Source organism: Roseofilum acuticapitatum BLCC-M154 (genome assembly GCF_030068475.1).
Taxonomy (GTDB): Bacteria; Cyanobacteriota; Cyanobacteriia; order Cyanobacteriales; family Desertifilaceae; genus Roseofilum; species Roseofilum acuticapitatum.
Genome location: NZ_JAQOSP010000066.1, coordinates 67,497 through 90,284, shown reverse-complemented (window position 1 = coordinate 90,284; position 22,788 = coordinate 67,497). Strand labels below are relative to the sequence as shown.

Here is a 22,788-nt window from a genome sequence, read left to right as displayed (position 1 = left end):
TATAATCAATATTATCCATCACATCAGAAAGACCATGGATGTACTGACTCAACGCCATACTCGGTTACTGGGTTGTACCGCGTTATTGTTAGGCGGTAACCTCTGTCAGGGGGCATTAGCGCCATTAGGACTTTCCGTTGCTGCTGTAGTTGGGGGGATGATTGCTAATGATGCGATTCCTCAGTACATGGAAAATCTCACTGTCCGGTTGCGGGATAGTGAGGGGCAACTGGACAATCATGATTTAGCCAAAGCGGTGGGATTGGCGATTGGACTGCTGATTCAGGCCAGGGTAGAAGCCGGAACCTATAAAAGCTCGAAGCAAGAGCTGGTATCTCTAGCTAAATGTGCTTTGAAACACTGGAAAACCGTCGCCCAGGAGCTGAAGGCGATGGAAAATGAGAAATTTGACCCGATTCAGGGCGATCGGGTTCTGGGCTGGTTTAGCCAGGGTCTGGGCAGTGAGCCGGTGCAGGTGTTGACGGAAGCGGATTGGTTGGAGCTGTTGGAGGAATTGCGGGTATATGCCCATGTGCAATTAGGAGAGAATGTTCTCAAGCAGTTGGCGATAGACTTGCGGGATAAGTTTGCGTTTGCCTTGCGGGAAGTGTTGAAAGCGGATTGTTCCGAGGGAGGGAAAGCCTTTGGGGGGTTGGTGATCTCGCTTTTGGGGGCGATTCATGCGGGGTTGCAGGAAGTGCAGGTTCCCCAGGAGAGTCGGGAGGACGTGAACCAAGCATTGGCAAAATTGGGGGAGCTTCAGCAGGAGTTAGCCAGAAGTGAGGCAGAAAATCAGGCGCGGTTTCGGGAGTTATCCGCGCAGTTGGGTGTGGGGATAGAGGTGATTTTAGGGGAAATTGACAGAACTCAGGAGATTCTTGACCGCTTGCGGGGATGGTTAGGGGGGCAGTTTGAGCAGGTATTGGCAGGACAACAGGAAATTTTAGCGGGGCAAAATCGCTTAGGAATTACGCTCACCCAAGAGATACAGGAGAGCGAAGGGCGCATTATTGGCTATTTTCAGCAGAAAGAGGAGCGCCAGAAACGGACTGGAGTGGCGACTGTGGGCGATACTGTGCCCACGGTTACTGATTGGCAAGGGAGAGTGGAGGAACTGGAGACACTTAACGGATGGTTGGATGATGAGAATCGGAAACTGGGGGTGATTGTTGGCATTGGGGGCGTAGGAAAGTCTACCCTAGTGGCGCGGGTGTATTGGGAGCGCGAGGATTTTGAGGTCAAATACTGGACAGACTTGGGAGCGTCTCCCCCGTTTGGACGATTCGCACGGCAAGTGTTGGAGAAATTGGTGCAGTTGCCCCTAGATGAAATTGAGAAGATTCCCGACGCTGAGTTAGGGGAAGCGCTGGTACAGCAGTTACAACGGCGGCGGTTTTTGTTGGTGTTGGATAACTTTGAGTCGGTGGTGAAAGATGAGAAGTATGGGCAGTTTTTGCAACGGTGGTTAGGGTGTTGTCGTCACACGGAGATTTTGATGACAACCCAGGTGATGCCCCAGTTCTCTAGGATAGTACCGAATCGGTTGTCGTTATCGGGATTGTTGAGAGCGGAAGGGGGGAAATTATTAAAAGCGTTAGGGGTTGGGGGGGAAGCGCAGGAGCGAGAAGACTATAGCGAGAAAGTCGCGGGACATCCCTTAACGTTGCGTCTGGTGGCAGGGATGTTGGAGCAGGAAATTGGGGAGGGGGCAACTCTAGCCCATTTAGATGAGTTGAATTTGGCCGATGTGCGGCAGTTGATGGCAGATAGCCGCATTCAGGGAGAGCATCGCCAGGAAATCGTGCAGTTGGTGGTGGTGTTGGAGCGCAGTTTTAGCCGGTTGCCGTCGGTTTGGCAAGGGCGGTTATTGCGGTTAACGGTATTGCGGCAAGGGTTTGATGCGGCTCTGGTGTCGGCAATGGTGGCTGAAGAGGTGAGCGACAAGGAGTTACGGCAGTTGGCCGAGCGCGGGTTTTTGGTGAAGGGAGAAGGGCGTTATGAGTTTCAGCCGTTTATTCTGGAGTATTTGCAGTATCGCGCTGGGGACGTAAGGGAAGCGCACAAGCGAGCAGTGGAGGTGTATCGCAGTCGCTGTCAAATGCCAGAAGATTGGAAAACGGCAACGGTTGAGGATGTGCAGGATTATTTGGAGTTGTTTTATCATCTGTGCCAGTTGGGAGAGTATGAACAGGCGTTTGATGTGCTTCATAATGAAGGCAAGTATGAACAGTCAGTCAGTCAATTTCTAGATTTCCAAGGTTACAACTCCCTGTATATTATTGAACTCTATCAGCAACTGGTGGAGCATTTACCCAATCAGCAAGACTCGCGCTATCCTGACTCTTTGAATAGCTTAGGTGTCGCTTATTATTCCCAAGGAGACTACGAACAAGCGATATCCTACTATCAAAAGGCTCTGGAAATCAGACAAGAAATCGGTGATCGCTCTGGCATTGCCAAATCTTTCAATAACTTAGGCTTGGCTTACTGTTCCCAAGGAGATTACGGAAAAGCGATATCTAACTACCAGAAGGCTATAGAAATTTTTCAACAAATTGGTGATTGCTCTGTGACTTCAACTACTTTGATGAACTTAGGCAACGCTTACTATGCCCAAGGAGACTACGGACAAGCCATGTCCTGCTACCAACAGGCTCTGGAAATCAGACGAGAAATCGGTGATTGCTCTGGCATTGCCAATTCTTTGATAGGCTTAGGCAACGCTTACAATTCCCAAGGAGAATACGAAAGAGTCATATCCTACTCCCAGCAGGCCCTGGAAATTTTTCAAGAAATCGGCGATCGCTCTGGCATTGCCCAATCTTTGGGCAACTTAGGCTTGGCTTACCAATCCCAAGGAGATTATGGACAAGCCATATCCTACTCCCAAAAGTGTCTAGAAATTCTTCAAGAAATCGGCGATCATGTAGGCATCGCTGAATCTTTGCATGACTTAGGTGCTACTTACCAATCCCAAGGAGATTATGGACAAGCCATATCCTACTCCCAACAGTCTCTCAAAATTAAACCACAAATCGTCGATCTCTCTAGCCTTCTCTCTTCTACAATCGGCTTAAGCAAAGCTTACGGCCAAAAATCTCTGGAAATCTATGAAGAAAGGGGCAATCGCTCTGGCCTTGCTGATTCTCTCATGGTCTTAGGCTTGGCTTACCAATCCCAAAAAGACTACGAACAAGCCATATCTTACTACCAGAAAGCTCTGGAACTTTTTCAACAAATTCGCAATCGCTCTAGTATTGCCGATTCTTTCCTAGGCTTAGGTTTGACTTATAATTCTCAAGGAGACTATGGACAAGCCATATCTTACTACCAGAAGGCTCTGGAAATTTATCAACAAATCGGCAAGCACTCTGGTAGTGCTGATTGTTTAGGGAACTTAGGCAACGTTTACTCTTCCCAAGGAGACTATGGACAAGCCATATCTTACTACCAACAGTCTCTCAAAATTTTTCAACAAATTGGTGATCGCTATTGGATTGCCACTTCTTTGCGTGATTTAGGCCTCGCTTACATTATTTCTCAAGGAGACTGCCAACAAGCGATATCCTACTTCCAGCAGTCTCTGGAAATCTTTCAAGAAATTGGCGAGTACTCTGATCCTGCCCTTTCTTTAACTTTGATAGGTTTAGGCCTCGCTTACATTTCTCAAGGAGACTGCCAACAAGGGATATCAAACTTACAGAAGGGTCTGAAAATCTTTCAAGAAATTGGCAATTATTCTGGAGTGATCCTTGCCTTTTCTTTCTATGCTTTAGGTTTAGCTTACCATTCCCAAGGAGACTACGCAAGAGCCATAGACTCCCACGAGCAGTCTCTAAAAATGTTTCAAGAAATCGGCGATAAGCCTGGAGAAATCAGATCTCTACAAAATTTAAGCATTGTCCACTCTCAGCTAGGACAATATCAACAAATGAGTTACTACAACCAACAGCTATTAGAACTGCAAGGTATGGACGCTTTCCCCCAGTGGCTTAAGTCCTTTATCCGCTTTGCTCAGAAAGGCTGGTTCAATTTCGCCCTCTGTTTTATTGCCGGTGTCGTGGCGTTTCCCTTTGCCCTGCTCTGGATTATTGCCGTTCTCCTCTATTGGCGGATTCGACGAACAATGAACAATGAACAATGAACAATGAACAACGAAGAGATGTCCGCGTCGTAGCCAGAAACCGGGTTTCTGCCAGAGGGGAGGAGAAGTGCCTGAAATGAGGAAGAAACCCGGTTTCTTTTGGTGGGGGGGCGAAGCGCCGAATTATTGTTAATTGAACGGCGATCGATATAATTGATGCAGAAGTGGCTCAAAACCACTGGATAAATCGCCAATGTCCATCCTTACGAATATTATCATTGCTCTGTCTCTTCATCATTTAAGATCGCTTGAACACAGCGTTTCAACGGTTCTAGCTTAGTTTGAATAATGCTCCAGATGATTTGAGTATTGATCGAGAAATATGCATGGGCAATAATATCTCGTAGTCCAGCAATCTTTTTCCATTCCACTTGTGGATACTTAATCCGGATCGTCTCAGGAATCTGTTTAGTTGCTTCTCCAATAATGTAGAAGTTATGAATTACAGCATCTAACGTTCGTCCATCTTCGAGTAACTCATCATAGGTCATCGATCCAGTGTAACTTTCAATTTTGTCAATGCTGCTGAGAATATCAGCCAGATATAAACTGAGATTACGCGACATGGATGGCTTGATTAATCACAACTTCACGGATTTGAGGCTTCAGGTCTTCTTTAATGACCAAATCGACCTTTTTGGTAAATAGATCTTCGAGAAAAAACTTTAAATCCATATAAGCATCAAACGTGATTTGTCCTTCAAATTCTACCAGAAAATCGAGGTCGCTATCCGGTCTAGCTTCGTTCCGAGCCACAGAACCAAACAAATCGAGAGATTTTACGCCCAAATGATGTAAAGTTTCCAGATGCTCTTTGAGGGTAGAAATGACGGTTTCTTGATTCATCATTTGAGGGATGGATTGTAGAATGGCTAGATGACGCTCATTATAGCAGTCTCAATTAGATCGCCATTATTCCTCATCGCGATCGCAATTCTCTAGGATTTCGGTCACCGTTTCCATGGGAAGATTCAGGATTTCGGCGATCGCTTCAGCAGATAAGCCATAACGAGCCATCTGGAAAATCACCTCTTGTTGTCTCTCTTCTCGTCCTTCTTCACGTCCTTCAGTTAAGGCTTCTTGGTAAACTTTAGTTTGTCGAATTTCACTGAGTCCTAACATCACTTCAATCTCCTCCCGGCTTTTGGTGGGTAGCTTATAGACTATTATAGTCTCGATCAAATCAATCAGATTTTGTTGTACCTGTTGTTGGGTTAACTGAGATTTTGCTTGTGCGATCAGGGTTTTAGCTTTTTCCGGAGCAGTGCTTTCCTGTTCGATAATCAGTTTCAGCACGCCTAACCCTAACGACTGTTGAAGCAGTTCATTGAGGTAAATGCGCCGCACTTGGGGAAGTTGGAGCGGTTCAGCAAAGTGTAGGGGATTTACCCTCTCCGTGTTCCGGTTGGGATAAATGACGACAACTTGCCAAGGATGTGGAGGTTTATATTGTCTCAGATAGAGGAACAGTTCGCTAAATAAGCGGTAATAGAGAGCTTCATCCGGTTGAAATTGCACCTCGGTGATATAGAGGGGAAGATCGGGGTTATTGCTACTCGGAAGAAAGAGTCCATCCAGACGGAAAGCCAGTTGCTTCACTTCTACGGAGGTAAAGGTATAGAGGTTGGCTCTGGTTGGGGGAAGTCCACAGAGTTCAAAGAAGAATTGGGGAAAATCTTGGAAGACTTTGTAAAAGAGAGTATCGGTTTTCATCCGGTTCTGAGGATTAATGAACAATTAACAATTAACAATTAACAATGATACAGATGTCTACGTCGCAGCCAAAACCCAGGCACTTGAGGATAAAATATCTATACCGTGTCAACTCAGAGGTTAAGGACAACCGATGGTTTCCAAAATTACTAAATGGGGGAATAGTCTAGCCATTCCTATTCCTGAGTCTGTCGCTCAGGAAATTGCACTTTCTGAAGGAACAGATGTCGATCTGCAAGTGATCGATAGTAATTTAGTGATTAAAGTGCGATCGTCTTCCTCCTATTCATTAGAAGAATTGGTGAGCGCAATTACTCCAGAAAACTGCCATCAAGAGCAAGAGACTGGTGTGGCTGTGGGGAATGAGCTGTGGTGACTACAGAAGAAGATCCCTATGTTCCCAACCGGGGGGATATTGTCTATATCAACTTTACCAGAGGATGTGGTGAAGGAAGTCCAGGCTAAAATTACACCTCTAATTTTGTAAAAATTGAGACTTTTCGCCTCTTGTCGCAGCCAGAAGCCCGGTTTTTTGGGTGGGGGGCGAAGCGCCATTATTCCTCATCGCCATCCAAATTCTCTAGGATTTCCGTCACCGTTTCTACTGGAAGATTCAGGATTTCGGCGATCGCTTCAGCAGATAAACCATAACGAGCCATCTGGGAAATTACCTCTTGTCGTGTCTCTTCACGTCCTTCTTCACGTCCTTCTTCACGTCCTTCTTCACGTCCTTCAGTTAAGGCTTCTTGGTAAACTTTGGTTTGTCGAATTTCGCTCAGTCCTAACATCGCTTCAATCTCCTCTCGGCTTTTCGTGGGTAGCTTATAGACTATTATAGTCTCGATCAAATCAATCAGATTCTGTTGTACCTGTTGTTGGGTTAACTGCGATTTTGCCTGTGCAATCAGGGTTTTGGCTTTTTCCGGAGCGGTGCTTTCCTGCTCCATAATCAGTTTAAGCACCCCTAACCCTAGCGAATTTTGGGACAGTTCATTCAGGTAAATGCGTCGCACTTGGGGAAGTTGGAGCGGTTCAGCAAAGTGTAGGGGATTTACCCTCTCCGTGTTCCGGTTGGGATAAATGACGACAACTTGCCAAGGGTGAGGCGGTTGATATTGTTTCAAATAGAGGAAGACTTCGCTAAATAAGCGGTAATAGAGATCTTCATCGGGTTGAAATTGCACCTCGGTGATATAGAAGGGAAGTTCGGGATTATTGCTACTGGGAAGGAACAGTCCATCCAGACGGAAACCTAGTTGCTTCACTTCTACGGAGGTAAAGGTGTAGAGGTTGGCTCTGGTTGGGGGAAGTCCACAGAGTTCAAAGAAGAATTGGGGAAAATCTTGGAAGACTTTGTAAAAGAGAGTATCGGTTTTCATCCGGTTATGGGGATTTCGGCACTAGCCTATTGTCGCAGAAATCTGGTTTGTTTGATGGGGTGGGGCGATCGCCTCTCATATGCTACGATCGCCTCACTCAAGCATAAAAAGCCATGAAATTTCTCGGCATTGATTTAGGATGGCGCTCTGGAGCGACTGGGTTGTGTTGTCTAGAGTGGAAATTGGAGCAATTGCATCGGGTAGACTTAACCACAGAGATTGAACTGGATCGAATTTTAGCTTGGATTGATCGCCAACTTCCTCCAGAATCCCCCGGATTAATTGCCGTGGATGCGCCGACTCTCATTCCTAATCTAACCGGAATGCGTCTGTGCGATCGCCTCACCCATCGCTATTTTGGCAAGTATGATGCGGGATGTTATCCGGCTAATCAACAGCGTCCGTTTGCCGAGCGGACAACGGGTTTTGGTCAATCTTTACACCAGCGCGGGTTTAGCCATGCACCAGACATGATTGCCCAAAAACTGGGACGGTATCAAATTGAAGTTTATCCCCATCCGGCGATCGTCAATTTGTTTGGACTAGAGCGAATTTTGAAGTACAAAAAGGGTAAAGTGGGCGATCGCCGCTTAGAATTGTCTAAGCTACGGACTTTTATTGGCGATCGGCTTCCTCAACGCCAACCCCCCCTAGCTCCCCTCGATTTACCCCCTATCCCCGAAAAAGGCAAGGCGCTCAAAGCCGTTGAAGACCAACTTGATAGCCTCATCTGTGCCTATATTGGCGCTCATTGGTGGTATTGGGGAACTCAAAAAAACTGGGTATTAGGCGATCTTCAGTCTGGGTATATTATTGTCCCGAAATCAGACCGACAAAACCTCTGCGATCGCCCTTAAAATTGCTTCTGGAGTCGCTGGAGAAGCTAACCGAACCTGCTGGCAACTACCAAAAGCCGCCACAGCTTCCCGTATCGCTTCCCGTACCGAAATCGCTAACATAAATGGCGGTTCTCCCACCGCTTTCGAGCCGTAAATTACGCCCGGTTGCGCCGCTTTTTCCAGTAAGCTGATGTGGAATGCTTCGGGAATATCGGCAACAGTAGGAATCTTATAGGTACTCGGAGAATAAGTGCAGAGTCTACCTCCATTATCCCACACCAACTCCTCCATTGTCAACCATCCCATCCCTTGCACAAAACCGCCCTCAATTTGTCCGCGATCGACCAAAGAATGGAGAGAATTTCCCACATCATGAACAATATCCACTTGCCGCAGTTTAAACATACCCGTAAACCCATCCACCTGCACCTCACTTACGGCTGCACCATAGGCATAATAATGGAACGGGCGACCCCTTCCCGTTTGCGGATTCCAAGAAATATTTGGCGTGCGATAATAGCCCGTTGCCGATAAACTAATTCGCTCCAAATAAGCTTGACCAATCACATCATCAAAGCTCACTTTTAGGTTAGGATCTGTACTAGAATAAATCCAATCTTCGGCAAACACCAAATCTTCAGCAGCATACAAATCGAGCAACTTCGCCGCCACCGGAGCTAATCGTTCCTTGAGCGTTTCGCAAGCATTTTTAATCGCTTGTCCGTTTAAATCAGAACCACTAGAAGCAGCAGTTGCAGAAGTATTCGGCACTTTATCCGTACTCGTCGGCATCACTCGAAATCGGTCAATCTTTACCCCCAAAGATTTTGCCGCCACTTGCAGCATCTTACTGTGCAATCCCTGGCCCATTTCTGTGCCCCCATGGTTCAGTTGAATACTGCCATCAAGGTAGATTAAAATCAGTGCCCCGGCTTGATTATATTCACTTTTGGTAAACGAAATCCCAAACTTAACCGGAGTCATTGCTAATCCCCGCTTCTCATGGTTATGACTTTCATTAAACGCCCTCACTTCCTCCATTCTTTGGGCAAGATTTGCCTCTTCTTTCAATTGACCCCAAATCTGTTGTAAGCGATTACCAAACAACTCTTGTCCATAGTGAGTCGTGTTCGTTTCTCCCATTCCCTGATAGAAATTTTTCTCGCGAATCTCCAGGGGACTCACTTGCAGGAAGCGAGCCATTCGGTCTATAATTTCCTCAATCATCACCATCGCTTGCGGGCCGCCAAATCCCCGAAACGCCGTATTAGAAACCGTATGAGTTTTCGCAATTTTTCCCCGCACTTCCAAATCGGGAATATAATAGCAATTATCAATATGAAACAGAGCGCGACCCAGAATCGGAGGCGATAAATCTAAGCTACAACCCCCATGGGAATATAAATCGATATCTAGGGCGGAAATTTTGCCCTCTGAATTAAATCCAACCCGATATTTTCCAAAAAAACCATGGCGTTTTCCAGTCATGAGCATATCATACTTACGCTTGAGGCGAAGTCGCACAGATTGACCAGTTTTCTGAGCAGCAATGGCAGCAATGGCAGCAACAGGATTAGCTTGACTTTCTTTACCCCCAAATGCGCCTCCCATGCGTAAACAAGTGACCACCACTTGAGAGCGAGGAATTCCCAAAACTCGTGCCACCATAATTTGAGTTTCCGTGGGATGTTGGGTAGAGGAATAAACGTGATAATTGCCTTCAGTGTCGGGCGTTACCCAACTGACTTGGGTTTCTAAATAAAAGTGATCTTGTCCGCCAATTTCGAGTTCTCCTTCTAGGGTATGTTCTGCTTTTTCGAGAGCTAAACTCGGATTGCCACGCCGAATAACTTGTTGTTCTCCTTGAAAACTATTACTCTCAATGGCCTGTTCTATCGTTAAAATCGGCTCTAGGGGAGTACAATCAATCTTAACTTGTTTAGCTCCTGCTCTTGCAGCGCGTTCTGTTTCTCCCACTATCCAAACAATGGGTTGACCGTGATAGTAAATTTCATCCGTCGGTAGGAGAATTTCGTCTAAGCTGATAATGCCAGTATTGTTAATGCCGGGAATATCTTCAGGGGTGATTACTGTGACAACTCCGGGGACTTGTTGGGCAAGGGAATAGTCAATCTGATTAATTTTTGCTCTGGCATGGGAGGAGAGAACGGGAAATAAGTGAAGGAGATCTCTGGGTGGGCGCAGGTCATCGGTATAGGTGGCGTTTCCAGTAACATGATGGGGGGCGCTTTCGTGGGTTTTGTGTTTGTTGAATTTCATGACAGATTGCCGTAAATTTTCAATAGGATATTTAATCGTTAATAAGGTGGGCAGAGTCTGCTGGTAGAATTTGAATGATAGAGCGCTTCACGATGTTATGAGGTACAGTATTAATCTATGAGTTAGAGTTGTCATTGCGACCGGAGGGAAGCAATCGCCAAGATTCGGAGAGTGTTGAGATTGCTTCATTCCGCTCCGCTCCATTCGCAATGACATACTATAACTGATCCAACGGACTTGATATCATCTGATGGAAAAACTTCTCGAATAAATTGGCAACGAGGAGTTGACGATATTCGGCGCTGGCGCGGAGGTCGGTTAGGGGGGTAAAGGTTTGGTGTAAGATGGGTTTCATTTCTAGAATCGTGTCTAAATTCCAGGGTTTGCCCATGAGCATTTCTTCGACTGCGGTGGCACGGATGGGGATGGGGGCGACTCCTCCATAGGCGAGTCTGGCTTGAATAATGTGGTGATTTTGGTCTAAGTCGATGGTAAAAGCGGCGGCAACAATGCTGATATCATCGGTTCCCCGTTTGCCGATTTTATAGGACTGACTGAGACGGCGAACGGATTTGGGGGGTAGGGTTCTGGGAATGGAGATAGAGCGGATGATTTCTGCCGGTTGAAGGGCGGTTTGGCGATAATTTTGGAAAAAGTGGCAGAGGGGCACAACTCTTTCTCCCTGGGCACTGGAGAGGGTGAGGGTGGCATCGAGGGAGAGGAGGACGGGGGAGAGGTCTCCGATGGGTGAGGCGGTTTGGAGGTTACCACCGATGGTAGCACGGTTGCGGATTTGGCGGGCGGCGAACCAGGAGAGCATGGTGTCGAGACTGGGAAAGATGCCTTGAAGTTGGGTTTGAACATGGCTCAGGGGAAGAGCTGCGCCGATTTCGACGCTTTCAGGGGTGATGTGCAGGGTTTGCAGTTCGGGGATGGCTTCGAGGGATATGAGCAGGGGAAAGTGTTGGCTGTGGTGACTGAGGTGGAGTCCGATGTCGGTTGCTCCAGCAATGAGGGTGGCGTTGGGATGGTGTTGGAGGAGGTGGAGGAGTTGGGGTAGGCTGGTGGGACGATGGAAGCGATCGCCCTCTTCCCCATATTCGCACCCTATCATTATCCTAGAGGCACTCTCTAGTTTTTCGGTAAATTGGTCTTGAATATCACTGGTTCCCGTCACTTGTTGAGCAGCGCGACGGATAGGAAGATAGCCGGTACAGCGACAAAGATTACCTTCAATACAGACATCATCGACCGTTCCCTGATAATAGGCACAAAACATACTCATAATAAAGCCAGGGGTGCAATAGCCGCATTGGGAGCCACCCGTTTCCACCATCGCTTGTTGCACCGGATGCAGAGTATCCCCGGCAATACCTTCTACGGTGATGATTTCGCGCCCAATGACTGCACCGAGGGGCACAATGCAACTGTTGATGGCTTCATATTGGGGTTTTCCCTCCTGATTTTGGGTAATAATAGCCACAGTACAAGCGCCACAGTCCCCATCGCCACACCCTTCTTTCGTGCCCACAAATCCAGTTTGTCGCAGATATTCCAATAGGGTGCAGTTGGCAGAGGTGTCTTGGAGAAAGAGGGTTTTGTTGTTAACAATGAGATAGGGTTGAGCCATGGGTCATGAGTAATGAGTAATGAGGATATCAATTCTGGAAAAACACTTTGCATCCCCTAATCCTGGAAAATCATCAGACTCCCCGTATAACAAGCCACCCAAACTTGATGGGTTTGGGGGTCGTAAGTGACACCAATGGGAGCCGCTTCGGTGGAAACAGTTTGCAGGACTTTCATATCCTGGGTGCGAACTTTGCTCAGGGTATCAGAATTGTAATTGACCACATATAAAAATTGTCCATCTTCAGATAACACCATACTGCGGGGAGCGCTTCCGGTAGAGACTTTACTGATAATTTTCCCTGTCTTTAGGTCAAGTTTGCCCACTTCGTTATCCAGGTTAAAACTGACATAGAGATAGGATTCTAGGGGGTCTAAATTGAGGTGTCGGGGGGTGATTCCCACTTGGTTAAACCATTGCACAGAATAGTCATTCAGGTTAACTTTGGCGATATCATCTGACCCCATGATGGCGATATAGGCAAACTGAGATTGGGCATCGACTTCAATACCCCTAGGATAGGCATCTAAGGGAATGCGCTTAATTTCTTGATTCTGTTGGGTGTCGATGATACTTAAGTCCCAACTACACCAATTAGAGACGAGAACCAGGCGGTTATTGGGGGTAGTGGCCACATATTTGGGCACAGATCCGACCCAGATCACATTTTCAATTTGGAGGGTTTCGGTGTTGATGCGATAGAGCGTCGAGGGGTCAAAGTTGGCATCAGGATGACAAACATCATCTCCAGGACGGTTAAATCCGGGGCCGTACATTTGATAGTTGGAGACCCAGGCATATTTACCGTTGTGGGAAAAGGCGGCTTCTACGGGAGATCCTTGGAAAAGTCCGCTATATTCTGTATGACCGAAGGCTTCTAAATCGACGCGATCCGGGATCGTCCCCACGAGGTTATACTCCCGGTCGTAGACGGTGACAGTGTGGGAGTACATCATATTTTGGGCGAAGAAAAGACCGTTTCCAGAATGGACAATGGACTTGGGGGAGAGATTACCGCGAATCACATGCTGGAGTGTCATGGGAGTGGGATCGGCCCAGAGGGTTTCTTGAACGGTGTCGAGTTGCTGTTGATACTCGGCTTTCAGGCTAGGAATTTGGGGAAATTGGGGATGATCGGGGGGGAGGGTATCAAGAGTGGCGATCGCCTCTTGCCAATAGGATTTCACGGCTCTCCATTGAGCCTTAGTTTGAGCAGTTGCGGTTAATGAAATCGCCTGATTTACCGCATTTTCCACCTCTAGCCAGCGATCGCGGGTCGGTTCTGGGGGCAATTCCGATACAGCCATTTCCCACTCATAGAGCGATCGCGCCACTTTCCCCTCTGGCATCAGAATTTCCGTCCCAAATAGATAAGTTCCCAGGATCGACGCAGGTAAGGAAATCCCTAAACAGAAAGCTTTGAAGCGCCACAGTCGCCGATATCTTCTAGGTAGTTTACGATAAACTCGTTTAGCTGGTTTAAGCCTAGGGAGAACCTCTGGAGAATTCACCAAAGCTTCCCCTGAAGATTTGAGCCGTTTAGATGGAGTGTAGGTTAGTAATACCATGGAAATAGGAGCTGCGCCGAGTTATTACCAGTTATTTTCGAGGGTAGCGATCGCCAATACTTTAAAGCTAGTCTGACCCTACCCATATTTTCTAGGATTGTACCCAGCTTTGTCCCTCAAGTCTTTTCTTTTTTCTATGGCATGATCCCCAAATTATCCCACCTCTTACCTTCCTCAAGTCCATTAAACCCGCTATGGGACTGGCTTAACCCTCCAAGCACGTCTCATTATCAGCAATGGCAACAGCAGTTTCTGAAAGTGCGCTTGCAGTTAGCCCTATGGATCGCATTAGGGTTTATCCTCAGTATCATTGCCCTCAATAGCATTCGCTTTTGGCAACTAGAAGAACCCTTATGGGATCATCAGCTCTGGACTCAAGTGGCGATCGCCCTCAGCCTGCTCACCAGTCTACATCTACTCCCCTTAGCCTCCCGCAACAGCCACCTCAATATCTTATTTCTGCTCTTTTCCTGGTCTCTCACCCTACTTCCCCTAGTCTCCCATACCCTCAATCCCATCTTTGAAATCAATTTTTCGGGATTAATTATTGCCTTTTTTACCCAAGCCACCTTAATTTCTGTCCGTTGGTGGCTACATTTATTAACCCAAGGAGTAACCGTTGGGTTTTATGCTCTGTTCCACTCCCTGGATCGGCAGGCTTCTATATTTTCAGTCCTAGATTCCTCCTTCCAAGTCCCCCTCCTATTAACCCTATTTTGGGTTTGCTTAATTTGTAATTTTTCAGTGTATCTTTACGAACGGCTGCAACAGTCGGAATTTAAAAGTCGTCGCCAACTAGAAATCGCCTATCAAGAACTGGAGAAAGCCGAGGCTCAATATCGCAGTATTTTCGAGAATGCGATCGAGGGAATTTTTCAATCCTCTCCAGACGGGCATTATCTCAGTGTTAATCCGAGTTTAGCCCGCATTTATGGCTATGATTCTCCAGAAGAGTTAATCGATAATTTAACCGATATTAGCCAAATTTATGTCGATCCCAATCGCCGTAAAGAGTTCATGAAACTGATCTGCGAGCAAGGCCAAGTCATGGGTTTTGAATCTCAAATTTATCGCCGCGATCGCCAAACAATTTGGATTTGTGAAAATGCCAGAATTATTACCAACGATCGGGGAGAAATTATTGCCTATGAAGGCACAGTAGAAGAGATTACTCGCCGCAAAAATCTGGAAGAAGAAATGCGAAAAAACTGGGAACGAGAAAAAGAATTAAACCAGCTAAAATCTCGGTTTATTTCTATGGCTTCCCATGAATTTCGCACTCCCTTAACCAGTATTTTAGCTTCGGCTGAAGCCTTGGAACATTACCAAGATCAGTGGGATGTCTCTAAGCGCTTAAAATACCTGAAACGGATTCAAATGACCGTCAATCACTTAAATGTTTTATTGAGCAATATTTTGATTATGGGGAAATCAGAATCTAACCTAATGATGGTCAATCCCCATAAAATTAATTTAGAAAATTTTTGCCGGAATTTGCTCGAAGAAATGAAAATTCATCTTAGCCCCAAACACAATCTCAAATTCTTAAACCAGGGAACCGATCAACCGATAGAGGTTTATCTAGATGAGAGCTTATTAAGGCAGATTTTAGAAAACTTACTTTCTAATGCCATTAAATATTCTCCCCAGGGAGGTGAAATTAGGTTTATGATAGAGTATAATGCCCACAAGGTTTGTTTTCAAATCCAAGATAGTGGCATTGGCATCCTAGAAGAAGACCGTGAATATTTATTCCAATCCTTTCATCGGGGTAAAAATGTAGACAACTTACCCGGTACGGGGTTAGGCTTGGCCATTGTTAAAAAAGCAGTGGATATTCAACAAGGTCAGATTACGGTAGAAAGCTCGATCGGTAAAGGAAGCTTATTTTCAGTCACCCTGCCATTATATCATTAAGGATAGTTTTATGATGAAAAAAATACTGGTTATTGAAGACGATCCAGATGTTCGGGATATTATATTAGATGTGTTAGAAGCAGAACACTATTGGGCTATTGGTGCAGAACAGGGTCGTCAAGGGGTTGACTTGGCGATCGCCCATCTTCCTGACTTGATTATTTGTGATGTAATGATGCCAGAATTAGATGGCTATGGTGTCTTAAAAGAACTACAAAGTCAACCGCAAACAGCAACTATTCCCTTTATTTTTCTGACTGCAAAATCGACTAAGTTTGATCAGCGTCAAGGGATGGAATTAGGAGCAGATGATTATATTACGAAGCCCTTTATGCGTACTGAGTTGTTAAGTGCAATTACAACTCGATTAAAAAAACAAGAAATTCAAACGGAAAAAGCAGAAATAAAACTAGATGAACTGCGCCATAGTATTTCTCTGTCTTTACCCCATGAACTTCGCACTCCTCTCAATGGAATATTAGCTTCTTCTGAACTTCTACAGCACGACTTTGAAAGTTTAGAAACTCAAGAAGTTTTGGAACTTTTAGGTAATATTAACATTTCAGCAAAACGGCTACATCGATTGATTATCAATTTTTTACTTTATGCTGACTTGCAGTTAATCAAAAGTAATCCGGAACGATTATCAGCTTTCAAGCATAGATCTATAGAATATGTCAGTCTTGCAATCGAAGAATCAAGTTTTAGTGTTTCCCAAAAACAGTCTAAATCCCGCATTAATGATTTAAAGTTAAATCTTAAAGATGCTAATTTGCAGATGGATCGACAAAGTTTAACTAAACTCTTGGAAGAAGTGTTAGATAATGCTTTTAAGTTTTCAGATCCGGGCACTGAGATTATAGTAGCCAGTGAAATAGAAGGTGATTTTTATCATTTATCTATTAGCGATCGCGGACGGGGAATGACTCCAGAACAGATCGCTAATTTGGGAGCCTATCAGCAATTCGATCGCAAAATCTATGAACAACAAGGTTCAGGATTAGGATTATCAATTGTCAAGGAATTGATCTATTTATATGACGGAAAATTCAGGATTGATAGTTCTCTCAATCAAGGAACAACCATCCATCTTTTCTTACCAATACTACCGGAATTTGAGGAATATTGATACACTAAACTTAATCGTGATTCTCAGTGAGTAGGTAGTTATGAGTCTATTTGAAGACCGAGACCTGATGCATCTTCCCTCTGTATTTATTGGTGGGGAATATAACTGGCAAACTCAGATCCATTCTGTACAAGCGGAAAGCCAAAAACTGCGTCGTTTACGCCAACAGTGGAGTTCAGAACGCCCTAGCCACCTCACTCATCCGAAGGCTAATTCAAGTAAAAATTAAGCGTTCTCCATTCCCCCATTATCTAACAATCACAGGGGTTCCCAATGCTGTCCAGTTAAAGAGCCATTCGGCATGATCGACGGCGACATTCACGCAGCCATGGCTGACGGGTGTACCAAATTGGTTATGCCAGTAGGCTCCATGGATAGCATAGTTACCGGAATAGTACATGGTATAGGGAACATCCGGCACGTCATAATCTTGACCTTGCATTCGGGTGACTTCATGCTTGGATTGGATGGTGAAGCTGCCCCTAGGGGTTTCATGGTAGGCTTTGCCGGTGGAGATAATGACGCTGTAGATGGGAATGGAGCCTTCCCAAGCAGTAAGGCGCTGGGTGGCAACATTGACTTCAATCCAGCGTTGGCTGGAGTTTTTCAGGGTTTGAAGATGCTCTTCTGGGGTTGGGGTTTGGGCGAAGGTGGGAGGGGGCTGGATATCTTGCGCTCCCAGAATCATGAGGGTGAGGATCGGGATAAGGGTTTTCATAGGACTGATGCAGAGAAGCTGGCTATTTCTATGAAAGCATTCAAGATTAGGGATCATCCATGGTTAATTTTACGAGGAGTCGGCGGCTGGTTTCGGCGATCGCCGGCCAATTTTGGGCTTTGACTAGGGATGGGGGAAAGAGTTGGCTGGATAATCCGATGGCGATCGCCCCGGCTTGAATTAGATCGGGCCCATTATCTAGGGTAACGCCTCCGGTGGGAATCAGGGGAATATGGCCCAAAGGGCCTTGTAAGCTTTTAATATAGGAACTTCCGCCAACAGCTTGAATGGGAAAAACTTTGACGCTACTGGCTCCACTTTGCCAAGCGGTGACAATTTCAGTGGGGGTGAGAGCGCCGGGAATGATGGGAATATCGGCTTTGATGGCTTGTTCGATCAGAGCGGGATGGGTATGGGGAGAAAATAAAAATTCTGCACCACAGGCGATCGCCTCTTGCACCTGTTCCCTAGTGAGTAGAGTTCCTGCGCCGATGGTACAATGGGGGAGTTGTTGGCGCAGTAGGGCGATCAGATCGGCGGGGCGATCGCTATTCCAGGTAATCTCAATTAAACCCATTCCCCCTTGGGCAACTGCATGGGCTAGTTGCATCCCTAGTTTGAGATCGGGGGAACGAATGACGGCGATCGCCCGATAATTCTGTAGTAACTCTAACCACCGTTGCTTGTACATCTCTATAGATTAAATAGACAAAAAAAGAAACAAGGCCATTTGAAAGACCTTGTAATTGAGTAATGGGTTGGAAAACTTGAATTAAGCCGTTTTCGATTTAGTTCTTGGCAGTATTCCAAGGGCTACAGAGTTGGAGAATCATGCCACAACCGACCACTTTGAACAGATCTAATACCCAATATCCCATTTGCATCGGCATCATTGCCGAGGGCAGAGATTGCACGCTTTCAAAGAAGGTTAAGTTGAGTCCCATGGCACTCATGTGAGGGGTTAAGCCATAGGTGTCTACCAAAGCGACCGCTAATAAAATGACGGATAAAATAATTGCAGTATGGCGTTTGGCTTCTGATAGTTGATGTTGATTCTCTAAAACCAGTAAGCCCGTTAAGGTTAATGCAGCGCAAAGAATTTCTACACGGTTAAACACCCAAAAAATAGAATAGCCTGCTGATGCAAATCCCGGTTGAGCCATCATTCCGGCACTATATAAAATGGGCATAATAACCAGATCGACGATTAGGGTTGCACTTAGCCAAAACCCTAGAGCGCCTAGGAGAATCTGTTGCCAGTTTAGCTGTTTTTCATGGGTTCCATATAGAGTTGCCATTTTCGTTTCTCTCTTACACTCTCTACTTTTATGTTGTACCGAACTTTTGCCCCAGTTGCGCGAGAGTGCAATATTTATTTATATCCAGACCCATCGGGTTAACGATTTTTCGAGGATTGACTTCAGTTAATATTGAGAAATGTAAAGAATCTAGAGAAAAAGTGTAGAAATCACGCCAATGGAGGCAGTTAAAAATGAATGGGAGTATTTTAAAGAGGGTAATGGGTAATCAGATACAGTGTTATAGACGTTATAGATCATTGGTGCTTCCCCTTTTCCTGGTGTCATTGACCGTTGGCTATCCTGCCATTCACCTCTGTACGCCAATGTATGGGGTTACGCTACGAGAAGGGATTACAGCGTTTGCCGGACAACCCCGGTTAATCTCCGTTACCACTACCAATAACTCCATTCGTGCTTGGAGTGCCGTCTATTACTTTACCATCGAGCTGCCAGAAGATGCGACGGAATCGCTCAAGATGTTACAAATTGCTCAAACTGAAGGCTTTTATGTTCCTCGGTATGAGCTGGAACGGACAAAAGTTTTTGCTGGCGATCGCCGAAATAAAGGCAAATCTTTTACCCTAGAAGCAGTAACCCATCGCGATCGCACCCTTACCCTCACCTTAGAAGAACCCATACCCCCCGGAACCACCTTTACCATCGGCTTATATCCCCTCAGAAACCCCCATAGCACCGGCGTATATTTATTTGGCGTAACCGCATTTCCCCAAGGAGAAAAACCCCAAAAAGCCTTTCTCGGATTTGGCAGACTCCACTTCTACGATTTCTATTTTTAGTAGAGTAGTGCCGTGACAACTCTAAAATGGTGGGTTACGGCGGATTGAGAGATTGCTATCACAGTCTAGGTTTTAGCCGCCTAACCCACCCTACGCTAATGCACATTTTTAGCTGTGTCATGGCAGTAGGGTGCGTTATTAACGCATCCTCAAGAACCAATCAGGTATAACTTCCTACGAATTTAGGCGGTACTCCCCATCCATCGAGCCATTTGTTAACATTTCTTTAACAATCCCGCCTAACTTGTGCATTTTCGGCAAAATTCAATCATGATAGAAGAATATGGAACAGCTTGATGTACCCCACATCTCCATTAAAAAAGCCTACTTAATCTTGTGTATAAGATAAATAAACTATGACCATTCAAAAACCTCAACCCGATCTCCAAGACTCAAAACACCTGTGGGGACTAACAGCGACAGAAGTCGAAGCGAGTCGCGAACGCTATGGACTCAATATCCTGACTCCCCCAGAGCAAACCCCCTGGTGGCAACTCTATCTGGAAAAGTATGAAGACCCCATTATTCGGATTTTAATTGTGGCAGCTCTACTGGCCATGATCATTGGCTTTGTAGATGGAGAATATCTCGAAGGTCTGGGGATTTTGGTGGCTATTTTTTTAGCCACGACGGTCTCGTTTGTCAATGAGTATAAAGCCACCCAAGAATTTAACATCCTTAACCAAGTCAATGATGAAGTCCCGGTTACAGTAGTTCGTAGTGGTGTTTTTAGTAAAGTCCCCAAAAAAGAGATTGTAGTGGGAGATGTCATATTACTTGAAGCCGGGGACGAAGTGCCGGCCGATGGGTTGGTTATTGGTGCGGTATCCTTTCAGATTAATGAGTCCAGCTTGACCGGTGAAACCCTCCCGGTCAATAAGGTGACCTCCCACCAATTAGAGAAAATAAGCGTCAGTTCTACGGCCTATCCTCCGGATCGGGTGATGCGAGGAACCATTGTGGTAGACGGCCATGGCATTATAGAAGCGATCGCCATAGGTGACCAAACCGAAATTGGATGCACTGCACGAGCTGCTGCTGGGCCAACAGAGGAAAAAACCCCCCTCAATCAACAACTCGATCGCCTCAGTCAGTTAATTGGAGTGTGTGGGTTATTGATTGCCGTTTTAATTGATGGGGCTTTAATTCTGCGGGGGATTTTGGGAGGTGAGTTTAATCTCAGTGGTCAACAATGGTATGTGACCAGTTTGGTGATTGTGAGCGCGGCGATCGCCTTAATTAAAGTCTGGTTACCCATTATTTATCAAGGATTAACCTTGATCAAACCCCAAATGGAATCGCCAGAATGGTTAGAAGATGAGCGCTTAGTCGAATGGCTCAAAAGTCTCGCGATCGGAGTATTGATATTAGCCGGAGGATTGGGTCTCGGTTGGCTGTTCAATTGGGTTCCTGAAAGCCCCCAAACTTGGATTACAACAGAAGCAGCCACTGCCTTACTCACCTATTTTATGATCGCTGTAGCAGTGATTGTCGTCGCCGTTCCCGAAGGTTTACCCCTGAGCGTAGTTCTCAGTCTCGCTTATAGTATGCGCCGCATGACCCGGCAAAATGCCCTGGTACGACAAATGCAGGCCTGCGAAACCATTGGCGCAACCACGGTAATTTGTTCTGATAAGACCGGAACCTTGACCCTGAATAAGATGCAGGTTAGTGAGTCCTGTTTTGGGGGAGACTTGGATCTCATGGCTGAGGCGATCGCCATTAACAGTACCGCCAACTTACAGCGCAGTTGTAACCTCAACTTAGGCTCAGAAGAAGTTACCCCCATTGGCGATCCCACAGAAGGAGCGCTACTGTTATGGTTAGATGAACAACAGCGCAGCTATGAACAAGAACGGGAAAGCTTTCGCACCCTTACCCAATTAACCTTTTCCCCAGAACGCAAATATATGGCCACCTTGGGTTATTCTCGCCATCGGGAAAACCCCATCATTCACATCAAAGGTGCGCCCGAAATTGTTCTAGCCCAATGTAGTCATATTCTGACCGAAAAAGGAGTGCAACCGATTCCCAGCCATAGCGCGATCGCCGAACAGATGCAACACTACGAAGCCAACGGCATGAGGTTGTTAGGGTTTGCCTATCGGGATAACTTAGCCCCCCTCTATCCGGAAGCCGAAATCGAGATCGAGCGCCTCATGAGTCAAGGTATGACTTGGTTAGGCTTTGTCGCCATTGCCGACCCCATCCGCCCCGATGTCCCCAGAGCCATCAAAATCTGTCAACGGGCTGGTGTTGGCGTGAAAATCGTCACGGGAGATAATCCCAACACCTCCAAATATATCGCCCGTCAAATTGGCTTAGTTACCGATGAAGATGGTTACGAATGCTTCTTAACCGGTCAAGACTTTGCCCAACTCGACGATCGCCAAGCGCGGGAGGCTGTACGCTCCTTAAAAGTCCTCTCCCGTGCCCGTCCTGCGGATAAGCAACGGTTGGTAAAAATGCTACAAGAAAATGGGGAAGTCGTGGCAGTGACCGGAGATGGAACCAACGACGCGCCCGCCCTCAATCAAGCTCAAGTCGGGTTAGCCATGGGGCAAGAAAGCACCTCCGTAGCCAAAGAAGCCAGTGATATTATTATCCTGGATCACTCCTTCAAGAGTATTGAAAATGCCGTCATGTGGGGGCGATCGCTCTATCAAAACATCCAGAAATTTATCCTCTTTCAACTGACCATTAATGTAGCCGCCTGTGGCATTGCCCTATTAGGGCCTTTCATTAACATCAACTTACCCTTAACCGTCACCCAACTGTTGTGGGTAAACCTAATTATGGACACCTTCGCCGCCCTCGCCCTAGCCACAGATCCCCCCAACCCCATGGTGATGCGCCATCCTCCCCGCAACCCCAAAGCCTTTATTATCAGTCCATCGATGGCCAAACAACTCTTATCGGTAGCCTTTGTATTCCTGATCTTTTTTGTCGGCTTTCTCCTCTATATTCAGCAAGATGGAGTCGTTGACCCCTATGAACTCTCCCTCTTCTTTACTACCTTTGTGATGGTCAACTGGTGGAATTTATTTAACGCCAAATGCTTTGGCATCAAAGATTCAGTGTTCAAAAACTTGAAAGAGAATCCTGGTTTTATCATCATTTCTGCGGTCATTGTCTTTGGACAAATCATTATTGTTCAATGGGGCGGCGGTTTCTTTAGAACAGTTCCCCTCAGTCTCCAAGATTGGTTAATCATTGGGGGCGGCACGTCCATTATCCTTTGGGTCGGAGAGTTAGGAAGATTTTTGGCTCGTCTGCGTACCCCAATGATATCAAGTCCGCTTGAATAACATAATTAAAAATGTAGGGAGCAAGATGCTCCCACTCCAGTAATATCACTCAGATTGAGGGAGTG

At 46.1% G+C, this 22,788-nt stretch carries 18 protein-coding genes; 8 read left to right on the top strand and 10 right to left on the bottom strand.

Going from position 1 to position 22,788, the window contains the following annotated elements; all coding sequences use genetic code 11:
- Nucleotides 1-34 precede the first annotated feature (34 nt).
- A complete protein-coding gene (locus tag PMG71_RS09985) occupies nucleotides 35-4,144 on the top strand; it encodes a tetratricopeptide repeat protein (RefSeq protein ID WP_283753525.1) in 4,110 nt (1,369 codons plus the stop codon).
- A 215-nt stretch (nucleotides 4,145-4,359) separates the two neighbouring features.
- On the opposite strand, the gene PMG71_RS09980 is transcribed toward PMG71_RS09985, so the two are convergent.
- The 3 genes from PMG71_RS09980 to PMG71_RS09970 form a co-directional block, all read right to left on the bottom strand.
- Nucleotides 4,360-4,710 carry a HepT-like ribonuclease domain-containing protein gene (locus PMG71_RS09980; protein WP_283753524.1) on the bottom strand — a complete coding sequence of 117 codons (351 nt, stop codon included), beginning with the start codon at nucleotides 4,708-4,710 and terminating at the stop codon, nucleotides 4,360-4,362.
- Entirely contained in the window at nucleotides 4,700-4,990 is a 291-nt protein-coding gene (locus PMG71_RS09975) for a nucleotidyltransferase family protein (protein WP_347179243.1), read from the bottom strand. Before PMG71_RS09975 ends, PMG71_RS09980 begins: the two co-directional genes overlap by 11 nt.
- A gap of 66 nt (nucleotides 4,991-5,056) precedes the next feature.
- A complete protein-coding gene (locus tag PMG71_RS09970; RefSeq protein WP_283753522.1) occupies nucleotides 5,057-5,857 on the bottom strand; it encodes an Rpn family recombination-promoting nuclease/putative transposase in 801 nt (266 codons plus the stop codon).
- Between the two features lie 133 nt (nucleotides 5,858-5,990).
- On the opposite strand from PMG71_RS09970, the gene PMG71_RS09965 reads away from it, so the two are divergent.
- Entirely contained in the window at nucleotides 5,991-6,233 is a 243-nt protein-coding gene (locus tag PMG71_RS09965; RefSeq protein WP_283753521.1) for an AbrB/MazE/SpoVT family DNA-binding domain-containing protein, read from the top strand.
- A 178-nt stretch (nucleotides 6,234-6,411) separates the two neighbouring features.
- On the opposite strand, the gene PMG71_RS09960 is transcribed toward PMG71_RS09965, so the two are convergent.
- Nucleotides 6,412-7,236: an Rpn family recombination-promoting nuclease/putative transposase gene (locus PMG71_RS09960; protein ID WP_283753520.1), complete on the bottom strand. Its 825-nt coding sequence runs from the start codon at nucleotides 7,234-7,236 to the stop codon at nucleotides 6,412-6,414.
- A gap of 113 nt (nucleotides 7,237-7,349) precedes the next feature.
- Here PMG71_RS09960 and PMG71_RS09955 point away from each other — a divergent pair, with 113 nt between their 5' ends.
- Nucleotides 7,350-8,093, top strand: a complete 744-nt coding sequence (locus PMG71_RS09955; RefSeq protein ID WP_283753519.1) for a DUF429 domain-containing protein — start codon at nucleotides 7,350-7,352, stop codon at nucleotides 8,091-8,093.
- Here PMG71_RS09955 and xdhB read toward each other — a convergent pair.
- The 3 genes from xdhB to PMG71_RS09940 all read right to left on the bottom strand — a co-directional run bounded on the left by xdhB (nucleotide 8,061) and on the right by PMG71_RS09940 (nucleotide 13,553).
- A complete protein-coding gene (gene xdhB / locus PMG71_RS09950; protein ID WP_283753518.1) occupies nucleotides 8,061-10,355 on the bottom strand; it encodes a xanthine dehydrogenase molybdopterin binding subunit in 2,295 nt (764 codons plus the stop codon). The genes PMG71_RS09955 and xdhB overlap by 33 nt on opposite strands.
- Before the next feature lie 217 nt (nucleotides 10,356-10,572).
- Complete coding sequence (xdhA, locus tag PMG71_RS09945) at nucleotides 10,573-11,985, bottom strand: xanthine dehydrogenase small subunit (protein WP_283753517.1); 1,413 nt, start codon at nucleotides 11,983-11,985, stop codon at nucleotides 10,573-10,575.
- Between the two features lie 56 nt (nucleotides 11,986-12,041).
- The gene (locus PMG71_RS09940; protein WP_283753516.1) at nucleotides 12,042-13,553 is read right to left on the bottom strand and encodes a YncE family protein; all 1,512 of its coding nucleotides are present in this window, start codon (nucleotides 13,551-13,553) and stop codon (nucleotides 12,042-12,044) included.
- Nucleotides 13,554-13,694: 141 nt separating this feature from the next.
- Here PMG71_RS09940 and PMG71_RS09935 point away from each other — a divergent pair, with 141 nt between their 5' ends.
- The 3 genes from PMG71_RS09935 to PMG71_RS09925 are packed head-to-tail and all read left to right on the top strand — an operon-like array spanning nucleotide 13,695 to nucleotide 16,828.
- Nucleotides 13,695-15,470: a sensor histidine kinase gene (locus tag PMG71_RS09935; RefSeq protein WP_283753515.1), complete on the top strand. Its 1,776-nt coding sequence runs from the start codon at nucleotides 13,695-13,697 to the stop codon at nucleotides 15,468-15,470.
- A gap of 13 nt (nucleotides 15,471-15,483) precedes the next feature.
- On the top strand, nucleotides 15,484-16,599 hold the full coding sequence (locus tag PMG71_RS09930) for a hybrid sensor histidine kinase/response regulator (protein WP_347179242.1): 1,116 nt from the start codon (nucleotides 15,484-15,486) through the stop codon (nucleotides 16,597-16,599).
- Nucleotides 16,600-16,639: 40 nt separating this feature from the next.
- Entirely contained in the window at nucleotides 16,640-16,828 is a 189-nt protein-coding gene (locus tag PMG71_RS09925) for a hypothetical protein (protein WP_283753513.1), read from the top strand.
- An 18-nt stretch (nucleotides 16,829-16,846) separates the two neighbouring features.
- On the opposite strand, the gene PMG71_RS09920 is transcribed toward PMG71_RS09925, so the two are convergent.
- The 3 genes from PMG71_RS09920 to PMG71_RS09910 all read right to left on the bottom strand — a co-directional run bounded on the left by PMG71_RS09920 (nucleotide 16,847) and on the right by PMG71_RS09910 (nucleotide 18,615).
- Nucleotides 16,847-17,317, bottom strand: a complete 471-nt coding sequence (locus PMG71_RS09920; protein WP_283753512.1) for a L,D-transpeptidase — start codon at nucleotides 17,315-17,317, stop codon at nucleotides 16,847-16,849.
- A 46-nt stretch (nucleotides 17,318-17,363) separates the two neighbouring features.
- Entirely contained in the window at nucleotides 17,364-18,008 is a 645-nt protein-coding gene (locus PMG71_RS09915; RefSeq protein ID WP_283753511.1) for a bifunctional 4-hydroxy-2-oxoglutarate aldolase/2-dehydro-3-deoxy-phosphogluconate aldolase, read from the bottom strand.
- Between the two features lie 97 nt (nucleotides 18,009-18,105).
- Nucleotides 18,106-18,615, bottom strand: coding sequence for a DUF4149 domain-containing protein (locus PMG71_RS09910; RefSeq protein ID WP_283753510.1), 510 nt, complete (start codon nucleotides 18,613-18,615; stop codon nucleotides 18,106-18,108).
- A gap of 281 nt (nucleotides 18,616-18,896) precedes the next feature.
- On the opposite strand from PMG71_RS09910, the gene PMG71_RS09905 reads away from it, so the two are divergent.
- Both PMG71_RS09905 and PMG71_RS09900 read left to right on the top strand, forming a co-directional pair.
- Nucleotides 18,897-19,415 (top strand): DUF2808 domain-containing protein, encoded by a 519-nt coding sequence (locus PMG71_RS09905; protein WP_283753509.1) that lies wholly within the window; start codon nucleotides 18,897-18,899, stop codon nucleotides 19,413-19,415.
- Between the two features lie 356 nt (nucleotides 19,416-19,771).
- Nucleotides 19,772-22,723 carry a calcium-translocating P-type ATPase, PMCA-type gene (locus tag PMG71_RS09900; protein ID WP_283753508.1) on the top strand — a complete coding sequence of 984 codons (2,952 nt, stop codon included), beginning with the start codon at nucleotides 19,772-19,774 and terminating at the stop codon, nucleotides 22,721-22,723.
- Nucleotides 22,724-22,788: the final 65 nt, after the last annotated feature.